Here is a 17,188-nt window from a genome sequence, read left to right on the forward strand (position 1 = left end):
AAAGGTCAGCATTTGCTGACCTTTAGATAATCAAAACCGATTATTTCTTACGTACATGAGGTGCCGCTTTATCTAGCACACCATTAACGAATTTGTGGCTATCTTCTGCCGCGAACACTTTTGCAAGTTCAATCGCTTCGTTAATGACCACTTTGTAAGGCACGTCTTCACGACGTGTCATTTCATACATTGCTAAACGAAGAAGCGCTAGCTCCATCATATCCAAATCTTGCATTGGACGAGCAGTGTATGGACGAATCTTACTATCTAGCTCTGTGTGACTTAGCACAACACCTGTTAGTAGGTCACGGAAGTATGCGACATCTGTATCCGGAGTAGATAGTGCAGGTTCTGATGCATGATGTTCTTCTTCATCATACTTGCCACCTGACAAAAACTGCTCCTCAATCGTAGCAACATTTTCTTTAGTAATTTGCCAAGAGTAGATCGCTTGTAGAGCGAATCGACGTGCATTACGACGTGCGGCTGGTTTCACACTGGCCCCCATTAGGAATCGATTTCTGAAAGAACGTTAATCATCTCAAGTGCGCTTAGTGCAGCCTCTGCACCTTTATTACCAGCCTTGGTTCCTGCGCGCTCAATTGCTTGGTCAATTGTATCAACAGTCAATACACCAAATGCGACTGGAAGACTGTATTCCAGAGACACCTGCGCAAGCCCCTTGTTACATTCACTACAAACATAGTCAAAGTGTGGTGTACCACCGCGAATTACTGTACCTAGTGATACAATCGCATCGTACTTACCGGTTTTAGCTACGCGCTGAGCAACAAGTGGAAGCTCTACTGCACCAGGACAGCGAACGATAGTGATATTATCTTCGCTTACTTGACCGTGACGCTTTAAAGTATCGATTGCACCAGACAATAGACTTTCGTTAATAAAACTGTTGAAACGAGAAATAACGATAGCAATTTTTGCGTTTGGCGCTGGGAAGCCACCCTCGATCACTTTCATAAGCCTTCCTTTAACTATGTTCATCAAGTGAGAATCGCCGGATTCTAGCACAAATCTGTGAGCAATATCTAATAGAAATTTAACAGAACTCGTACCCAGCAGCTAAAGCATTTGGCTAGTACAAGTTTTAGGCCTTGCACTAACTACAAGGCCTGATTGAGCAGGTAGAACAAGGTCAGTGACCAAGATTACTCACATACATATTCAACGACGTTCAAGCCAAAACCGCCAAGCGCATGGTACTTTTTGTTGGTTGATGACAATAGACGCATATCATGTACGCCAAGATCCGCAAGAATCTGCGATCCCACCCCCACGCGGCGAGAGGTACCTTGTTTTTTCGCTAATGTTGGTGCTTGACCTTTGTCCTGTGCTTCGAACATTTTAACGCGATGGATCAACAGTTCCGTTGACTCCTCGTTACCAAGAATAACCAAAACACCGCCCTGTTCACCGATACGTTTCATGGCCGCATCAAGCGTCCAACTGCGCTCAGCATTTCTATCGCTATGCAGTAAGTCAGTAAAAGTATCTTGCAAATGAACACGGACTAACGGTGCACCTGCGGTTAACTCACCTTTGCAAAGTGCATAGTGGATTTGGTTGTCTATGGTGTCACGGTAAGTCACTAAGTTAAATTCACCAAACTCGGTAGGCAATTGACATTCAGCGACACGCTCAATGGTCGTTTCCGTGTTATTGCGGTATTCAATCAGATCCGCAATCGTACCCAGTTTAAGGCCATGCTTTTCAGCAAAAACCTCCAAGTCAGGACGGCGTGCCATAGTGCCATCGTCATTGAGAATCTCGACAATCACACCCGCTGGCTCTAGCCCAGCAAGACGAGCTAAATCACAACCTGCTTCTGTATGCCCGGCACGTGTTAAAACTCCGCCTTCTTGCGCCGCTAAAGGAAAGATGTGGCCTGGCTGAACAAGATCTGCGGCTTTGGCATCTTTCGCAACTGCCGCCTGAACTGTACGCGCGCGGTCTGCGGCAGAAATACCCGTCGTTACGCCTTCCGCAGCTTCGATTGAAACCGTAAAGTTGGTGGTGTATTGAGCATTGTTGTCTTGAACCATAGGAGGCAAACCAAGACGCTCACAACGCGCTTTAGTCATGGTTAAGCAGATCAAGCCACGACCGTGAGTCGCCATGAAGTTAATCGCTTCTGGAGTCACATGCTCAGCAGCCATGATTAAATCGCCTTCATTCTCACGATCTTCGTCATCCATCAGGATAACCATTTTACCTAAACGAATATCATCAATAATTTCTTGTGGCGTACTAATTGGCATCTTTATATTCCTATCTTGGCTTCTAGCGGCTAATTAAATCGGTCAGACCATTGCCTAACCTAGGCAAATCCATTTTGCTGTAAAAATTCCATGGTGATGCTGGATTGTGTTTGTTGCTCTTCTCGACTGGTCAGTAAACGTTCCATATAGCGAGCAAGTACATCAACTTCGAGGTTCACTTTTCGACCCACATGGAAGTCGGCAATTGTCGTCTCTTCGCCCGTATGCGGAACTATGGTGAGTTTGAACGCGTTCTTGCGTAGAGCGTTCACTGTCAAGCTGATACCATCAACCGTAATCGAACCTTTTTCCGCAACGTATTTCGACAGCTCCTCTGGCATTGATACCCAGAATTCAATCGCACGCCCTATCATATTTCTTTCAACGATTTGGCCGACTCCATCAACATGCCCAGAGACAATGTGCCCGCCAAACCGGGTCGTTGGTAACATCGCCTTTTCTAAGTTAACTTTGTCACCCGCTTGGTAATCAGTAAATCCTGTTTTATCAAGGGTTTCTAGTGACAAATCTGCGGTATAACTGGTGGAAGTAAAGGCGACGACCGTTAAGCAGACACCATTGGTGGCAATACTATCGCCAAGCTTGACATCACTCATATCAAGCTTGCCAACATCAACCGTCACACTAATGTCTTCGCCCTTTGGCGTGATTGCAGTCAAGGTACCGACTGCTTCTACAATACCTGTAAACATGATTAGGATTCTTTCTTTTCAATTGTGGCAACGATGCGTACATCGCGACCAACTAGTCTGATATCTTTAAAATTAAGATCAATAACATCGGCCATTGACGCCAGCCCAAGTGCGCCGAGCAATCCTCGACCATCACTTCCCATAATCTTAGGAGCCAGATAGAGCACCAGCTCATCAACTAGATTTTGCTGAATAAGACTAGACGCTAATGTCGCTCCAGCTTCGACCCAGAGATGGTTAATGTTATGAGCAGTCGCCAATTGAGAAAATGTCGCGGCTAAATCCACTTGCTGATTTGAGTTTAGCGTTGGCTGCACATCACCTTGTGGTGAAACAATTAAACGCTCCCCTTCAGTATGAAATAACTTTAAATCTGGTGTCAGTTGGCTTTGTCTATCGAGAATAACTCTAACTGGCTGGCGCAATTGCTGATGTGGGTACTTCGTCTGTACTGAAATAGGTAATTCTTCCCAACGTACATTCAATGAAGCATTGTCTTCAATAACGGTTTTACTGGTTGAGAGTATCGCGCCGCTTTGTGCGCGGTAGTTTTGTACGTCCTGACGCGCTTGCGCAGATGTGATCCACTGACTTTGGCCATTAGACAAGGCTGTCTGACCATCTAAGCTAGCGGCCATTTTTAATTGAACAAACGGCATTCCGCTTTTCATTCGTTTGATAAATGCCGGATTTAGATTGATCGCATCTTGTTCCAGCAGGCCGACTTCAACTTCTATGCCCGCATCGCGCAGCATTTTAATCCCGCGCCCTGCGACTTGGGGGTTGGGGTCTTGCATCGCGCAAATGACTTTAGCCACTTTGGCCTTGATCAGCCCCTCTGCACATGGTGGAGTTCTGCCGTAATGAGAGCAAGGCTCTAACGTCACGTATGCAGTGGCACCCACTGACTTTTCACCTGCCATTCGAAGGGCGTGTACTTCAGCGTGGGGTTCACCAGCGCGCAAGTGAAAGCCTTCGCCCACGACTTCACCATCAAGGGTGATAACACAGCCTACATTGGGATTTGGAGCCGTGGTATAGATGCCCCCTTTTGCTAACTCAATAGCGCGGGACATCATGATAAAATCTTGCCGAGTAAAGGTAGTCATAGAGAAACGGCCTTAATCTTCTAACCTTGCAATCTCTTCACCAAATTCTCGAATGTCTTCGAAGCTACGGTAAACAGAAGCAAAGCGAATGTACGCAACCTTATCTAGCTCTTTGAGTTGATCCATCACCAAGTTACCTATCATTTCACTAGGTACTTCGCGTTCACCTGTTGCGCGAAGTTGTGACTTAATCATACTAATCGCAACATCGACTGCGTCGGCACTTACGGGGCGTTTTTCTAATGCCCGCTGAAGACCACCCACCATTTTGTCTTCATTAAATGGTTCACGATTCCCGTTAGATTTAATCACACGAGGCATCACCAGTTCAGCGGTTTCGAAAGTTGTGAAACGTTCATTACACGCAAGACACTGCCTACGGCGACGAACCTGATGGCCATCAGCAACCAAGCGAGAATCGATCACTTTAGTATCATTCTCAGAGCAAAAAGGACAATGCATATCACCTCCATATAAGTGACAGACAGTTTAGCGGATTAAGTAATCTTAATAAAAGCAAAAGGGGCCCGTTAGCCCCTTTTTCAACCAATGTTAACCGATATTTGTTAACTGCGCGGCAAGTAGTTCGCCTTACCAACCCATTTATAACTGGTTAGCTCTTCTAGACCCATTGGACCACGAGCGTGAAGTTTTTGGGTTGATACCGCAACTTCCGCACCCAGACCAAACTGAGCACCGTCAGTGAAACGCGTAGAGGCATTCACATAAACCGCAGCCGAACCAGCAGAGTTTATAAACAACTCCGAGTTAACAAGACTGTTGGTCATGATGGCATCTGAGTGGCTAGCATTGTGCACACGCATGTGGTTAATCGCTTCTTTAACATCCGCCACTACCTTAACACCCAGAGTGTAGCTCAGCCATTCAGTATCAAAGTCACCCTCTACCGCATCGCGCTGCTGTTTGGCTGCACTCATAAAAGGCTTCGCACTTGCTTCGACAACAAAGGTAACTTGGTCGTTGATTCGCTCGATCAGCATTGGCAAGAATTCGGCCGCCACTTTCTCATGTACTAACAGAGTATCAAGTGCATTACAGGCGGAAGGACGTTGAACTTTAGCGTTTTCTACCACATCCAGAGACTTCACCAAATCAGCGCTCTCATCCACAAAAATATGGCTGATACCAAAACCACCAATAATCACAGGGATAGTGCTGTTTTCTTTACACATCTTGTGCAAGCCAGCACCACCACGTGGAATGATCATATCAACATAATCATCAAGCTTAAGCAGTTGTGAGACAAGTTCACGATCTGGCTTTTCAATGTACTGGACTGATGCCGCAGGCAGACCCGCTTTTGCCAGCGCAGACTGAATCACTTTAACCAGTTCCATGTTAGAGAAGAATGTCTCTTTACCGCCACGTAGGATGCTTGCGTTACCTGTCTTTAGACAAAGAGCAGCGATATCGATCGTTACGTTAGGGCGAGCTTCATAAATCACACCAACCACACCAAGTGGTACACGACGGCGTGATAGCGACATTCCATTTTCTAGTACTTTACTGTCTAGTTCGCTACCTACAGGATCGTTTAGGCTAATCACGTTACGTACATCGTTAGCAATCCCAGTAAGGCGCTCTGGGTTTAGCAATAGTCGATCAAGCAGTGCCTCGGTTAGACCAGCTTCGCGGCCTTGTTCGATATCTTTCGCATTCGCCGCTAAGATATCTTCAGCGTTTGCTTCAAGCTCATCGGCAATAATCGCCAATGCTTGGTTTTTTTGTGCTGTTGATGCTGTTGCCAGTTGGAAAGCCGCTTCTTTAGCAGCGATACCCATAGAAATCAGTTCCACTTTTCTTTCCTTATTCTTGGATTACGACCATATCGTCACGGTGCAATACTTCACTGCCGTAGTCATAACCTAAAATTCCAATAATATCTTTACTGTGCTTGCCGACAATTTTTGCCATGTCTTGGCTTGAGTAACTGGCGATACCACGTGCAACCAACTTACCTTGTGTGTCAGTCACGCGTACAACGTCACCGCGAGCGAACTCGCCGCTCACTTTAGTTAAGCCTTTAGCAAGCAGGCTACTGCCCTTACCGACCACAGCGTTAACGGCACCATCATCAATCACAATATCACCTGACGCGGCTGGTCCTGCTAGAATCCAACGCTTACGGTTTTCTAATGCTTCTTCACACGGTAAGAAACGTGTGCCTTGTGGGTTATCACCAAGTGAATCAAACACCACATTTGGCGCGCTACCCGCGGCAATGATCACCTCAATACCTGCGCGACGTGCAATATCTGCCGCTTGCAACTTAGTTGCCATACCACCAGTACCTAGCGTGGTACCACTACCACCAGCAATTTTGCGCAGTGTATCGTCAATGGTCTTAACTTCTTTAATCAGCTCTGCATTTGGGTCTTTGCGAGGATCAGCAGTAAATAAGCCTTTTTGGTCAGTCAGTAGCAGCAGCTTATCTGCGCCACACAAAATACCGACTAAAGCAGACAAGTTATCGTTGTCGCCTACTTTGATTTCGCTCGTCGCTACCGCATCGTTTTCGTTAACAACAGGAATAATATCGTTTTCAACTAACGCATTGATGGTGTCACGCGCATTTAAGAAGCGCTCACGGTCTTCAAGATCGGCACGTGTTAACAGCATTTGTCCGATTTTTAGTCCATAAATAGCGAACAATGACTCCCAAGTCTGAATTAACTGACTTTGTCCAACAGCCGCTAGTAGCTGCTTACTTGCCATTGAGTTGGGCAGTGCGGGGTATCCTAGGTGTTCGCGTCCTGCTGCAATCGCGCCAGACGAGACCATCACGACAGAGTGGCCTTGCTTTTTCAGTTCTGCACATTGACGAACCAACTCAACCATATGAGCTCGGTCCAAAGCCAGAGTGCCACCAGTTAAAACACTTGTACCTAATTTAACCACCACGGTCTGAGACTGTGATGCTTTTCCGCTTTCTTGATTCATTGCCTTTCTACTATGAAATAAATAAAAAACCGTCACGACCCTAGCGCAAGAAGATGGGCTAACAAGATCGATTAGACCTGATGTTTTAGCAATCAAATGGCAAATTCACAAGCAGAAAAGGCGCTAAAAAGCGCCTTTTTGATGAACAGCAATAATAAGCAACGAAAATTAGACGAACTCTACCGACTCTTTATGCATTGCCACTGGTATTTCGAACTCCTTACCCAGTGTTTCTATCAGTTTCTGATGGAAGGCCTCCTGAGTGCGCGTCACATCTTCGACCGTTTTTTTCGGTAATGCTTTCTCCTTCCACTCACCTGCCACATCGTACAATCCAGTTCGATAGCGAGCTTCAAATAGATCGCCGTTTTTCTCGAGCTCTAACCACCAGCCCCAAAACTCCCTTTGTTCAGGAGATTTTTTGTCGTTTACACACACAGACAAGCAATCAAAGATATACATGCCATCCGTGCTCTGTGATTCTCGTAGATAAGGACCAATAGCTCTTAGGGTTGATAACAAGCGGTAGTGCGTTGGACTTTTCGTCGGTTCAGACATAATGAATCTCCATATTCATTGACTTATTATAATCGCCTACTAGAAAGGACTTAAAAGTCTGGGTAGTCGATATGATTAAGTGTTGTCTAAATTAGCTGAAATGTCATCTAATTAGCTCGTCTTCCAACCACTTTATCGCTAAATCGAGGGATTGCTCATAGCCTTGTGTAATTGTTTTAGCACTAATTTTCTTAGCTTTACCGTAATCACTAAAAAGTGCCACTAACTGATTGTCACTATAGGGTGAGACTGGATCATTCTCTAAACTCATGGCGAGAATCGGTACACGAGTTTTACGGCTAGACAAAATCCCCTGAACCTTAAGAGACCATGCCATCAACTGACCTGCGAGACTATTAATATCCACCACACTTTTGCCCAGACGCGATGCCAAGACATCTAAATACATTTTGGGCATCTGCTTTAACTTGGCTGGCGAAGACAAGACATCGTGAATAGGTGCTCCTAATGATACGCACGCTTTGATTTTATCTTGCTCCATAAATGACAAACGCACCATCGCATTGCCGCCAAATCGAAAACCAATCAGACCAACTCTATGATGATCGACCCACGGAATACTGTACAACTCATTCAGCACTGCCTGATGCAAACACGACGTGTCCTCTGTCAGGTTCCAATGGATGTTGTGTCCAATCGAAGGCATATCGACAGTGAGCATAGCGATGTTTTTCTTCGCCAAATGATCGCGGAACAAACTCCACAAATCTGTTTGTAGGCTATCTAAGCCAGCACTGACCATCACTACAGGCTGAGGCTTTTCCGTACTGGTCAGATGGAGATGAGCAACGATACTCTTCTTCTGATATGGCACTTCAATCCGCTTAACGATAAAGCCGGTCTTTTTAGTGGCTTCAGTATAAGCGTTACTTGCCAGTACCTGCGCTTGAGTCGCAAGGCGGTCATTTTTCAAATGTGGGTAGCCAGCGATACTAAAACAGAGCGATGCATTAAATAGCTCATCCGCCGCCATTTCACCCTTTAGCTCGGCCGAACGCTTCTGGTGTAGCATCCCCAATTTCGTCCACTCGTATGTCCAGTTACCACTGTGATATCCCATCACAGTGTCGAGCCACTCATCATGAGTACGAGAATGTTTTGAAGCCGCAATTTTAGCGAGGACAGATTCTATTTCGATAGGATCTAATCCCTGCCACGCCCACTGCATTCTGCGCAAGTTTCGGTACCACTTGTAACCATCTTCCAACTGTTTCTCTTCAAGAAGCTTCTCGCTTGTTGGCATGTATTGGGTCAACGCAGAAGTCTCTTTCGCTTGCTTATGGTTAGCGAATAAGGTTTCTGAGAGGTTCTTACTGACTTCCTCGGACATTAGTACAACCTAATTAAAATCATTTTCTAAATAGTAATAAAAAAAATGACCCAATAAAGGGTCATCCATCAATTATTTGCCGAGATATCAATCTAGCGACTACTTTTGCTTACGGTTGATTGGCTCTACGTACTGAATTGACATATCCCAAGGTTGCTCAATCCATGTGTCTTGAGCAATATCGACAACGTAGTCATCCAGCAGTTCAACACCCGCTGGCTTAGCACATACTGCGATCAGTTTGGCTTTTGGGTACATTTCACGCAGTTTACGTGCCGTGTCACCGCTATCGACAAGATCTTCAACAATAAGGAAGCCTTCACCATCGCCTTGAGGTGCTTTAACAACCGTCATATCACGCTGGTGATCATGGTCGTAGCTAGAAATACAGATAGTATCAACATGACGAATACCCAGCTCACGAGCTAGGATTGCACCAGGAACAAGACCACCACGGCTCACAGCCCAAATTCCTTTCCACTGCTCTGCTGGCATCTGTTTTTCAGCAAGTTCGCGACAGAACGTGTGCATTTGGTCCCAAGTGATGATGAATTTTTTACTCATTGTAATAACCTAATAATTTTTAAAATCTGCATCCCAGCAACACGTCAAGAATCTCAGGACGATTGCACCAGACATATCTGGGGGAAAAGCTACGCAAACGATTATTTTAACGGATGCGACATACAATACCAATGGGGAATTTGTCTCTACTACAAAAATAATCGCCATAACAGAGCAACTGTTATGGCGAAAAATAGCGTATTTGAGGTTAACTAGCGAACTAAATCACTGAGTTAGCGCTTAAGCTACTAGGTATTTAATAATGAATACCGCAGCAAGAACCCAAACACTCATAGAAACATCACGACCTTTGCCACTTAGCAGTTTGATCGCTGCGTAAGAGATAAAGCCAAGAGCAATACCTTCAGCAATGGAATAAGTCAGTGGCATAAGAAGACAGGTCACAACAACCGGAGCCGCTTCTGTGAGGTCACGCCAGTCAACGCTTACTAAACCTGACATCATTAGAATCGCAACGTAGAACAGAGCTCCAGCCGTTGCGTAGGCAGGGATCATACCAGCCAATGGTGAGAAGAATAACGCCAGTAGGAACAACACACCAACAACCACAGCAGTAAGACCTGTACGGCCACCGGCCGCAACACCTGCTGTTGATTCAACGTAAGAGGTTGTGCTTGAAGTACCTAGCATCGCACCTACTGAAGTTGCTGTTGAGTCAGCAAGCAGCGCTTTACTTAAGCGAGGAAGCTTACCATCTTCTTTGATTAGGTCCGCTTTTGTTGCCACACCAACTAGCGTGCCCGCTGTGTCAAATAGGTCAACAAATAGGAAAGCAAATACAACCGAGATCATGCCAACTTCAAATACATCAGCGATGTTCATCTGCATTAGCGTTGGAGCAATGCTTGGTGGTGTAGACATAACGCCCCCCCACTGAACATCCCCCATGAGTAGGCCAATAGCTGTGATCACTAGGATAGCAATCATTACCGCGCCACGTACGCCACGGTAAACTAGTGCAATCGTTAAGAAGAAACCAAGTGCGGCAAGCGCTTGTTGCAGACCAGTAATGTCACCAAGGCTAACCAAAGTCGCTGGGTTATCAACAACAATACCTGAGTTTTGTAGGCCGATAAACGCAAGGAAAAGACCAATACCTGCCGAAATACCCGTTCTTAAAGACATTGGGATCGAGTTAATGATCCACTCACGTACCTTAAATACGCTTAATGCCATAAAGATAATACCCGATACGAAAACCGCTCCTAGCGCTACTTGCCATGAGTGCCCCATGCCAAGAACAACACCATAAGTGAAGAACGCATTTAGACCCATACCCGGAGCTAGTGCGATTGGGTAGTTAGCGACAAAGCCCATGATGAAACAGCCGATCGCAGCTGCAAGACAGGTTGCTACGAACACAGCACCTTTGTCCATACCTGCATCTGCAAGCATTGCTGGGTTGACAAAAATGATGTAAGCCATCGTCAGGAAAGTAGTAATACCAGCGATGATCTCAGTTTTAACGTTGGTGCCGTTTTCACTGAGCTTGAACAGTTTTTCGAACATGATCGAATCCTAAAAGGGTAAAAGTAAACGGTTGCGTAATCGATTGGCTCGAATTATAAAGTCATCAAATAGTAAATTCCAGATAGAATTATGACTCTAATCAATATTTCTAACTGTAAAACGACATTTCAAACAAACAACAATGAGAGGCAAGCGTGTTTTCTTGTTTTATTTCAGTCAATAAACATCATTGAGTAGAGAGTTTTCAAAAGGCACTTTTTTACTCTAACGGAAAACTCTTCTTAGGAAACTCGCGCGAAAAGCAAACAAATACACACCCAAATGCATAATAACTAGGTAGATGGCTCGATACACCTAAATCAAGAAATATATCGAGTAGAGGAAAAGGATAGATAAAAAAAACGCCACTCAGATTGAGTGGCGGTTGAATCATGTCAGCTATATAGGAGCCGTAAAGAATTCCAATAATAGGGGTGAACAAACTGTTCGAGAGTGACAAGCTTAGGGTTAGTAACCGAAGCTTGTTGGGTAAGTAAAGCTGCCTGTGTAAACAGAGCTGTTTAGCCAGAACGCTGCACTTGGTAAACCTTTCATAACTATCACCTTCTAAATCAATTGAAACAGATTACAAATATTGATTTCTCGGTTCCTTGGAGGCGACAAATCGGACTCATCCTTTGAGCATTTCTTTCTTCGCTTGGGAAGTTGGTTACAAATATACCTCAAGGAAATTTAATTACAAGCATTAAAGTGATTAAAGTCACAAAAAATTTAAAACCTGATAAAGATCATTATAATTCCGTAATTAAATTACAGAATTATCAGCTTGTTGTTTTATTTTCCTACATTTTATACGAATCTAGCCACATAGCGTAGTCGAAACAATTCCGTATTCTGTGATAGCCACAAGATAATTCAGCTGCGGTTTCACTACACCCGCGACTCTGGGAGTGATATTCTGTGCCTCTATTTAATAGGTCAGATTTAGCTTTTTGTTCTGCTAGCACAACCGCGCCGCACAACAAAATCTGGCATTATTCTTTTTAAGGAGTCATCCGTGTCTGAATTCCATTCTGAAATCAGCAACTTATCACCTGCTCCGCTATGGCAGTTTTTCGATAAGATCTGTTCTATCCCTCACCCTTCTAAGCATGAAGAAGCGCTAGCACAGTACATTGTGAAATGGGCTACTGAGCAAGGCCTACCAGTTCGCCGCGATCCAACAGGCAACGTTTTCATTAAAAAGCCGGCAACACCGGGTATGGAAAACAAAAAGGGTGTTGTTCTACAAGCGCACATTGATATGGTGCCGCAAAAGAACGAAGACACGGATCATGACTTCACTAAAGATCCTATCCAGCCATACATTGATGGTGAGTGGGTTACTGCTAAAGGTACTACCCTAGGTGCTGACAACGGTATGGGTATGGCTTCTTGTCTAGCAGTACTGGCATCGACTGAGATCAAGCATGGTCCAATCGAAGTGCTACTCACTATCGATGAAGAAGCAGGCATGACTGGCGCATTTGGTCTTGAAGCGGGTTGGTTAGAAGGCGATATCCTGCTTAATACTGACTCAGAGCAAGAAGGCGAAGTCTACATGGGCTGTGCTGGCGGCATTGATGGCGAAATGACTTTTGACATCAAACGTGAAGCAATCCCTGCAGGTTATGTGACTCGTCAGCTAATCTTAAAAGGCTTAAAAGGCGGTCACTCTGGCTGTGATATTCACACCGGCCGTGGTAACGCAAACAAACTCGTTGCACGTTTCCTAGCGGGCCACGCACAAGAGCTTGACCTTCGTCTAGTTGAATTCCGCGGTGGTAGCCTACGTAATGCGATTCCTCGCGAAGCATTCGTAACGGTAGCGGTTCCTGCTGAAAACGAAGCGAAACTTGCAGAGCTGTTTGAGTTCTACACTAACCTGCTTAAAACAGAGCTAGGTAAAGTGGAAACTGACATTGTTTCTTTCAATGAAACTATCGAAACAGACGCACAGGTTTTAATCGTTTCGGACCAACAACGCTTTATTGCTGCGCTAAACGCATGTCCAAATGGCGTGATTCGTATGAGCGATGAAATTGAAGGTGTGGTTGAGACTTCTCTTAACGTTGGTGTTATCACAACACAAGAAAACCAAATTCAAGTACTATGTCTAGTACGCTCACTGATTGACTCTGGTCGTCAGCAAGTAGAAGGCATGCTTGCTTCTGTTGCAGAGCTAGCAGGTGCACAGATTGAATTCTCTGGTGCTTACCCAGGTTGGAAGCCAGACGCAGATTCAGAAATCATGGCGATCTTCCGTGATATGTATGAAGGCATCTACGGCCACAAGCCAAACATCATGGTAATCCACGCAGGTCTTGAGTGTGGTCTATTTAAAGAACCTTACCCAAATATGGATATGGTTTCTTTCGGCCCGACCATCAAGTTCCCTCACTCACCTGATGAGAAAGTGAAGATTGATACTGTAGCCCTATTCTGGGATCAAATGGTTGCGCTATTAGAAGCAATTCCAGAAAAAGCATAATATGTATAAGATCAAAGAAGCCGAGTTTGAACTCGGCTTTTTTATTTCACTCGATTAAGCTTTAGAAGCCGCCAACTCTTGCAGCTGCTCTAACGTTGTCTCACCAACTAGCTCTCCATCAATAAAGTATTGGATGTTTTCATCCATCTTCACACCACGCAGGATGGATTTATCGCCATTGCTGTAAGTAATATCGATTTCGAAGGTTTCGTCGTCAATGCGCTTCATTTCCCCTTGCTCAAACGTACGATACATAGAAATTGGAGCAATAGGCGCCTCTTTAAGTGAGTCATCTAGATCGTCGTTTATATCTAGCATGGTCTCAGTCTTGGTATCAAAGATGTGAGGAGAGCCATTAATCGGGTTTTTACCTGTCCAAAACTCCAATGAGTTGAATACAATATAGTCAGCTGCTGTCGTAATGGCGTATACCGGTGCGAGTAAAAAGTTGACCCCGGCACGCGCATATCGGTTATCAACCACTTCAACGTTAAACTGCATAAGCTTGCCTGTAACGGCCATGCTACCTACACAGCCCGTCATGCTTGCTACTACAGCTGCAATTGCCACTACTTTTGCTATTGTTGTTTTCATAAATCCCTCTAACTATTGACGATAATGTTCATCAACAACTTTAGCGCACTTGTTAAGTTGCATATGTTACAGACGTCAATAACCTATGATTAATCCTAAGAATTGGGCTTACAGTCCCAAATTTTAGACGATTAATTTCCCACCACTATCGATAAATTGAATTTGTCGTCATGGATATTTTATTTCGTTAGTCAGCAGTCAAGGTGACTGATACAGTCCGCCTCCTTGAAGCTTCTTGGGCTCATCACAAACGCCCTCTTCAAGCGATAACTCAAATTTAAATAAACATTTTAAGTTGTATCGGTGGACTGAGTTTATCCCTAACTGAGTCTGTAATTCTCTCTAATAAAATTTGTACTGCGATGAAAGAAAAACTATTAGTCGGTTGGCGAGAAACTCTTAGCCTGCCAGGTTTAGGTATTGAAGAAATTAATGCAAAAATTGATACCGGAGCCAGGACCTCATGCTTACACGCATTCAAAGTAGAGAGCTTTAAGAAGGACGAAGCTCTATGGGTCCGCTTCTGGATTCACCCAAAACAACACGACACGGAATTCGAAAAAGTTTGTGAAGCTAAAGTAATTGATGAGCGCACAGTGCGCGACTCAGGTGGTCATGAAGAATCACGTTATGTCATCGAATCAGAACTGAGCATTGGCGGAAAAAGTTGGCCAATTGAAATTACTTTAACTAATCGCGAAAACATGGCTTTTCGCATGCTATTAGGTCGCACTGCAATGCACGATCGCATCATTGTCGACCCTGTTGAATCGTTTTTAGTCCCTTTCGAGGAAAGCAAATAATGAAAATTGGTATTCTGTCTCGCAACGCGAACCTGTACTCAACCAAGCGTCTAATTGAAGCGGCAGAAAGCCGTGGTCACGAAGTAAAAGTGATCGATGCGCTACGTTGTTACATGAATATCAACTCAGAGAAACCAGAGATCCACTTCAAAGGTGAAGAACTGTCTGGCTTTGACGCGATTGTTCCTCGAATCGGTGCGTCTGTAACATTCTACGGTACTGCGGTATTACGCCAGTTCGAAATGATGGGTGTTTACCCAGTCAACGAATCTGTTGCGATCACGCGTTCTCGTGACAAGCTACGCTCAATGCAGTTGCTATCACGCAAAGGTATCGGCATGCCAATCACAGGTTTTGCAAGCAAGCCTGACGATGTAAAAGACCTTTTAGACATGGTTGGTGGTGCTCCAGTAGTGATAAAACTACTTGAAGGTACTCAAGGTATTGGTGTTGTTTTAGCTGAAACTCGTAAAGCGGCGGAAAGTGTTATTGAAGCCTTTATGGGTCTTAAAGCAAACATCATGGTGCAAGAGTACATTAAAGAAGCCGGCGGTGCTGACATTCGCTGTTTCGTCATTGGCGATAAAGTGATTGCGTCTATGAAGCGTCAAGGTGCAGAGGGTGAGTTCCGCTCCAACCTACATCGTGGTGGTAGCGCATCATTAGTAAAAATCACCCCAACTGAACGCCGTACAGCAGTTGCAGCCGCTAAAATTATGGGTCTAAATGTGGCTGGGGTGGATCTACTAAGATCAGACCGTGGTCCATTAGTCATGGAAGTAAACTCATCTCCAGGTCTTGAAGGTATTGAGGCCGCAACTGGTAAAGACATTGCTGGAATGATTGTCGAATTTATTGAGAAGAATGCGGCAAGCAAAAGGACTAAAACTCGTGGCAAAGGCTAAGAAGAATAGCGCATTTGAATTTCTCGGCGAGTCTATCTCGCCGGGAGAACGTAAGGTTGTTGAGTTAGAAGCTGCGAAGCTTTATACCCATTCGCCTTTATCGATCCCTGTTGAGATCATCAATGGTAAGCAAGCAGGACCCATATTAATGGTCAACGCAGCTATCCATGGTGATGAGCTTAACGGCGTTGAAATTGTACGCCAGTTGATCAACACCATTGATGCTAGCAAGCTCAAAGGTACCGTGATTGCTGTGCCAATCGTCAACGTATTTGGCTTTATTCATAAATCGCGTTACCTACCGGATCGACGCGATCTAAACCGCTGCTTCCCAGGAAGTGAGAAAGGTTCATTGGCATCACGTATGGCCAATACTTTCTTCTCTCAGGTCGCTAAGCGCTGTGATTACATTCTGGACTTACACACGGGTGCAATTCACCGCACTAACCTGCCACAAATTCGTGCAGATTTAAGTAACCCAGAAACACTTCGTATTGCTCAGGCGTTCGCTACGCCAGTGATAGTCGATGCTCCACTACGTGATGGTTCTCTGCGTAGCGAGGCTGAACGCCTGGGCATTCCGGTTCTGACTTACGAAGCGGGCGAAGCATTACGCTTTGAGCCAATTTGTATCAGTGCAGGTTTCATCGGTGTACAACGTGTAATGCAGGCAATTGGCATGCTGCGCTCAAGCCGTAAAAAGCTGCCAACACCAGTGATTGCCAAGTCCACTAGCTGGCTACGTGCTGAAAGTGATGGCATCTTGCGTACAGTTGTAACACTGGGTGAGAAAGTTGAAAAAGGCCAAGTATTGGCTTACATCAGCGCCCCACTCGGCCACAGTGAGATTGAACTCACCGCTCGTAAAGGCGGCATTGTTATCGGCCAACAGACCCTACCTTTGGTCAACGAAGGCGATGCAATCTTCCACTTAGCTTACTTTGAGCAAGATGATGAAGAAGTGGAACAAGTGGTTGAGGAGTTCATTGAGAAAGTGAATGATCTGGATGTTGACCCTCTTACAACGGGTCAAATCTCCATGTCATAATTGACTAAGTATCTCAGTCTGTCTACTAGGACTGAGATACTTGTTAGCATCGCCCCCCTATCTTGGTCCAACATCAAATGGACCTTTACAGGTTTCCAACCAAATTTTTAGCCAAATCATTATTATGTTTTTCCATAATGACTTTGTTAGGCGAAACCGTTGCTGAAGCGAGGCCACCGTTAGTTGTAAATACGCTAACACTGGCACTTGCGATACCAGAAAATAGCGCAATGAATAATAGTAAAAACCTACTCATAATTAGCCCTTAAAATTACTCTAGCCTAA

At 44.8% G+C, this 17,188-nt stretch carries 18 protein-coding genes; 4 read left to right on the top strand and 14 right to left on the bottom strand.

Going from position 1 to position 17,188, the window contains the following annotated elements:
- Positions 1-40: 40 nt before the first annotated feature.
- The 12 genes from nusB to DA100_RS18500 all read right to left on the bottom strand — a co-directional run bounded on the left by nusB (position 41) and on the right by DA100_RS18500 (position 11,062).
- On the bottom strand, positions 41-508 hold the full coding sequence (nusB, locus tag DA100_RS18445; protein WP_138973464.1) for a transcription antitermination factor NusB: 468 nt from the start codon (positions 506-508) through the stop codon (positions 41-43).
- Entirely contained in the window at positions 508-978 is a 471-nt protein-coding gene (ribE, locus tag DA100_RS18450) for a 6,7-dimethyl-8-ribityllumazine synthase (protein ID WP_078534915.1), read from the bottom strand. Before ribE ends, nusB begins: the two co-directional genes overlap by 1 nt.
- Before the next feature lie 188 nt (positions 979-1,166).
- Positions 1,167-2,276 carry a bifunctional 3,4-dihydroxy-2-butanone-4-phosphate synthase/GTP cyclohydrolase II gene (ribBA, locus tag DA100_RS18455; protein ID WP_138973465.1) on the bottom strand — a complete coding sequence of 370 codons (1,110 nt, stop codon included), beginning with the start codon at positions 2,274-2,276 and terminating at the stop codon, positions 1,167-1,169.
- A 59-nt stretch (positions 2,277-2,335) separates the two neighbouring features.
- Positions 2,336-2,989, bottom strand: a complete 654-nt coding sequence (locus tag DA100_RS18460) for a riboflavin synthase (protein WP_138973466.1) — start codon at positions 2,987-2,989, stop codon at positions 2,336-2,338.
- A gap of 2 nt (positions 2,990-2,991) precedes the next feature.
- Positions 2,992-4,098, bottom strand: a complete 1,107-nt coding sequence (gene ribD, locus DA100_RS18465; protein WP_138973467.1) for a bifunctional diaminohydroxyphosphoribosylaminopyrimidine deaminase/5-amino-6-(5-phosphoribosylamino)uracil reductase RibD — start codon at positions 4,096-4,098, stop codon at positions 2,992-2,994.
- Positions 4,099-4,110: 12 nt separating this feature from the next.
- Positions 4,111-4,560 (bottom strand): transcriptional regulator NrdR, encoded by a 450-nt coding sequence (nrdR, locus tag DA100_RS18470; protein WP_138973468.1) that lies wholly within the window; start codon positions 4,558-4,560, stop codon positions 4,111-4,113.
- A 104-nt stretch (positions 4,561-4,664) separates the two neighbouring features.
- The gene (locus tag DA100_RS18475; protein ID WP_138973469.1) at positions 4,665-5,915 is read right to left on the bottom strand and encodes a glutamate-5-semialdehyde dehydrogenase; all 1,251 of its coding nucleotides are present in this window, start codon (positions 5,913-5,915) and stop codon (positions 4,665-4,667) included.
- A 10-nt stretch (positions 5,916-5,925) separates the two neighbouring features.
- Complete coding sequence (proB, locus tag DA100_RS18480) at positions 5,926-7,059, bottom strand: glutamate 5-kinase (RefSeq protein WP_138973470.1); 1,134 nt, start codon at positions 7,057-7,059, stop codon at positions 5,926-5,928.
- A gap of 168 nt (positions 7,060-7,227) precedes the next feature.
- On the bottom strand, positions 7,228-7,617 hold the full coding sequence (crl, locus tag DA100_RS18485; protein WP_138973471.1) for a sigma factor-binding protein Crl: 390 nt from the start codon (positions 7,615-7,617) through the stop codon (positions 7,228-7,230).
- A 103-nt stretch (positions 7,618-7,720) separates the two neighbouring features.
- Complete coding sequence (frsA, locus tag DA100_RS18490) at positions 7,721-8,968, bottom strand: esterase FrsA (protein ID WP_138973472.1); 1,248 nt, start codon at positions 8,966-8,968, stop codon at positions 7,721-7,723.
- A 99-nt stretch (positions 8,969-9,067) separates the two neighbouring features.
- Positions 9,068-9,532, bottom strand: coding sequence for an oxytetracycline resistance phosphoribosyltransferase domain-containing protein Tet(34) (gene tet(34), locus DA100_RS18495; protein WP_138973473.1), 465 nt, complete (start codon positions 9,530-9,532; stop codon positions 9,068-9,070).
- Between the two features lie 240 nt (positions 9,533-9,772).
- Positions 9,773-11,062, bottom strand: coding sequence for an NCS2 family permease (locus tag DA100_RS18500; RefSeq protein WP_138973474.1), 1,290 nt, complete (start codon positions 11,060-11,062; stop codon positions 9,773-9,775).
- A gap of 1,018 nt (positions 11,063-12,080) precedes the next feature.
- Between DA100_RS18500 and DA100_RS18505 the strand changes: the two genes are divergently transcribed.
- The gene (locus DA100_RS18505) at positions 12,081-13,553 is read left to right on the top strand and encodes an aminoacyl-histidine dipeptidase (protein WP_138973475.1); all 1,473 of its coding nucleotides are present in this window, start codon (positions 12,081-12,083) and stop codon (positions 13,551-13,553) included.
- 54 nt (positions 13,554-13,607) lie between these two features.
- On the opposite strand, the gene DA100_RS18510 is transcribed toward DA100_RS18505, so the two are convergent.
- Entirely contained in the window at positions 13,608-14,147 is a 540-nt protein-coding gene (locus DA100_RS18510; protein WP_138973476.1) for a DUF3332 family protein, read from the bottom strand.
- A 362-nt stretch (positions 14,148-14,509) separates the two neighbouring features.
- On the opposite strand from DA100_RS18510, the gene DA100_RS18515 reads away from it, so the two are divergent.
- From DA100_RS18515 to DA100_RS18525, 3 genes are read left to right on the top strand one after another with little or no spacing between them, the layout of a single operon-like run.
- On the top strand, positions 14,510-14,950 hold the full coding sequence (locus tag DA100_RS18515; RefSeq protein WP_138973477.1) for an ATP-dependent zinc protease: 441 nt from the start codon (positions 14,510-14,512) through the stop codon (positions 14,948-14,950).
- Complete coding sequence (rimK, locus tag DA100_RS18520) at positions 14,950-15,855, top strand: 30S ribosomal protein S6--L-glutamate ligase (protein WP_138973478.1); 906 nt, start codon at positions 14,950-14,952, stop codon at positions 15,853-15,855. The genes DA100_RS18515 and rimK overlap by 1 nt, the downstream gene beginning before the upstream one ends.
- Entirely contained in the window at positions 15,815-16,903 is a 1,089-nt protein-coding gene (locus DA100_RS18525; protein ID WP_138973479.1) for a succinylglutamate desuccinylase/aspartoacylase family protein, read from the top strand. Before rimK ends, DA100_RS18525 begins: the two co-directional genes overlap by 41 nt.
- An 85-nt stretch (positions 16,904-16,988) precedes the next feature.
- Here the strand turns inward: DA100_RS18525 and DA100_RS21080 are convergent, their stop codons facing one another.
- Entirely contained in the window at positions 16,989-17,159 is a 171-nt protein-coding gene (locus DA100_RS21080) for a hypothetical protein (RefSeq protein ID WP_171052254.1), read from the bottom strand.
- Positions 17,160-17,188: the final 29 nt, after the last annotated feature.

It is taken from the genome of Vibrio sp. Hep-1b-8 (assembly GCF_006124995.1).
Lineage (GTDB): Bacteria > Pseudomonadota > Gammaproteobacteria > Enterobacterales > Vibrionaceae > Vibrio.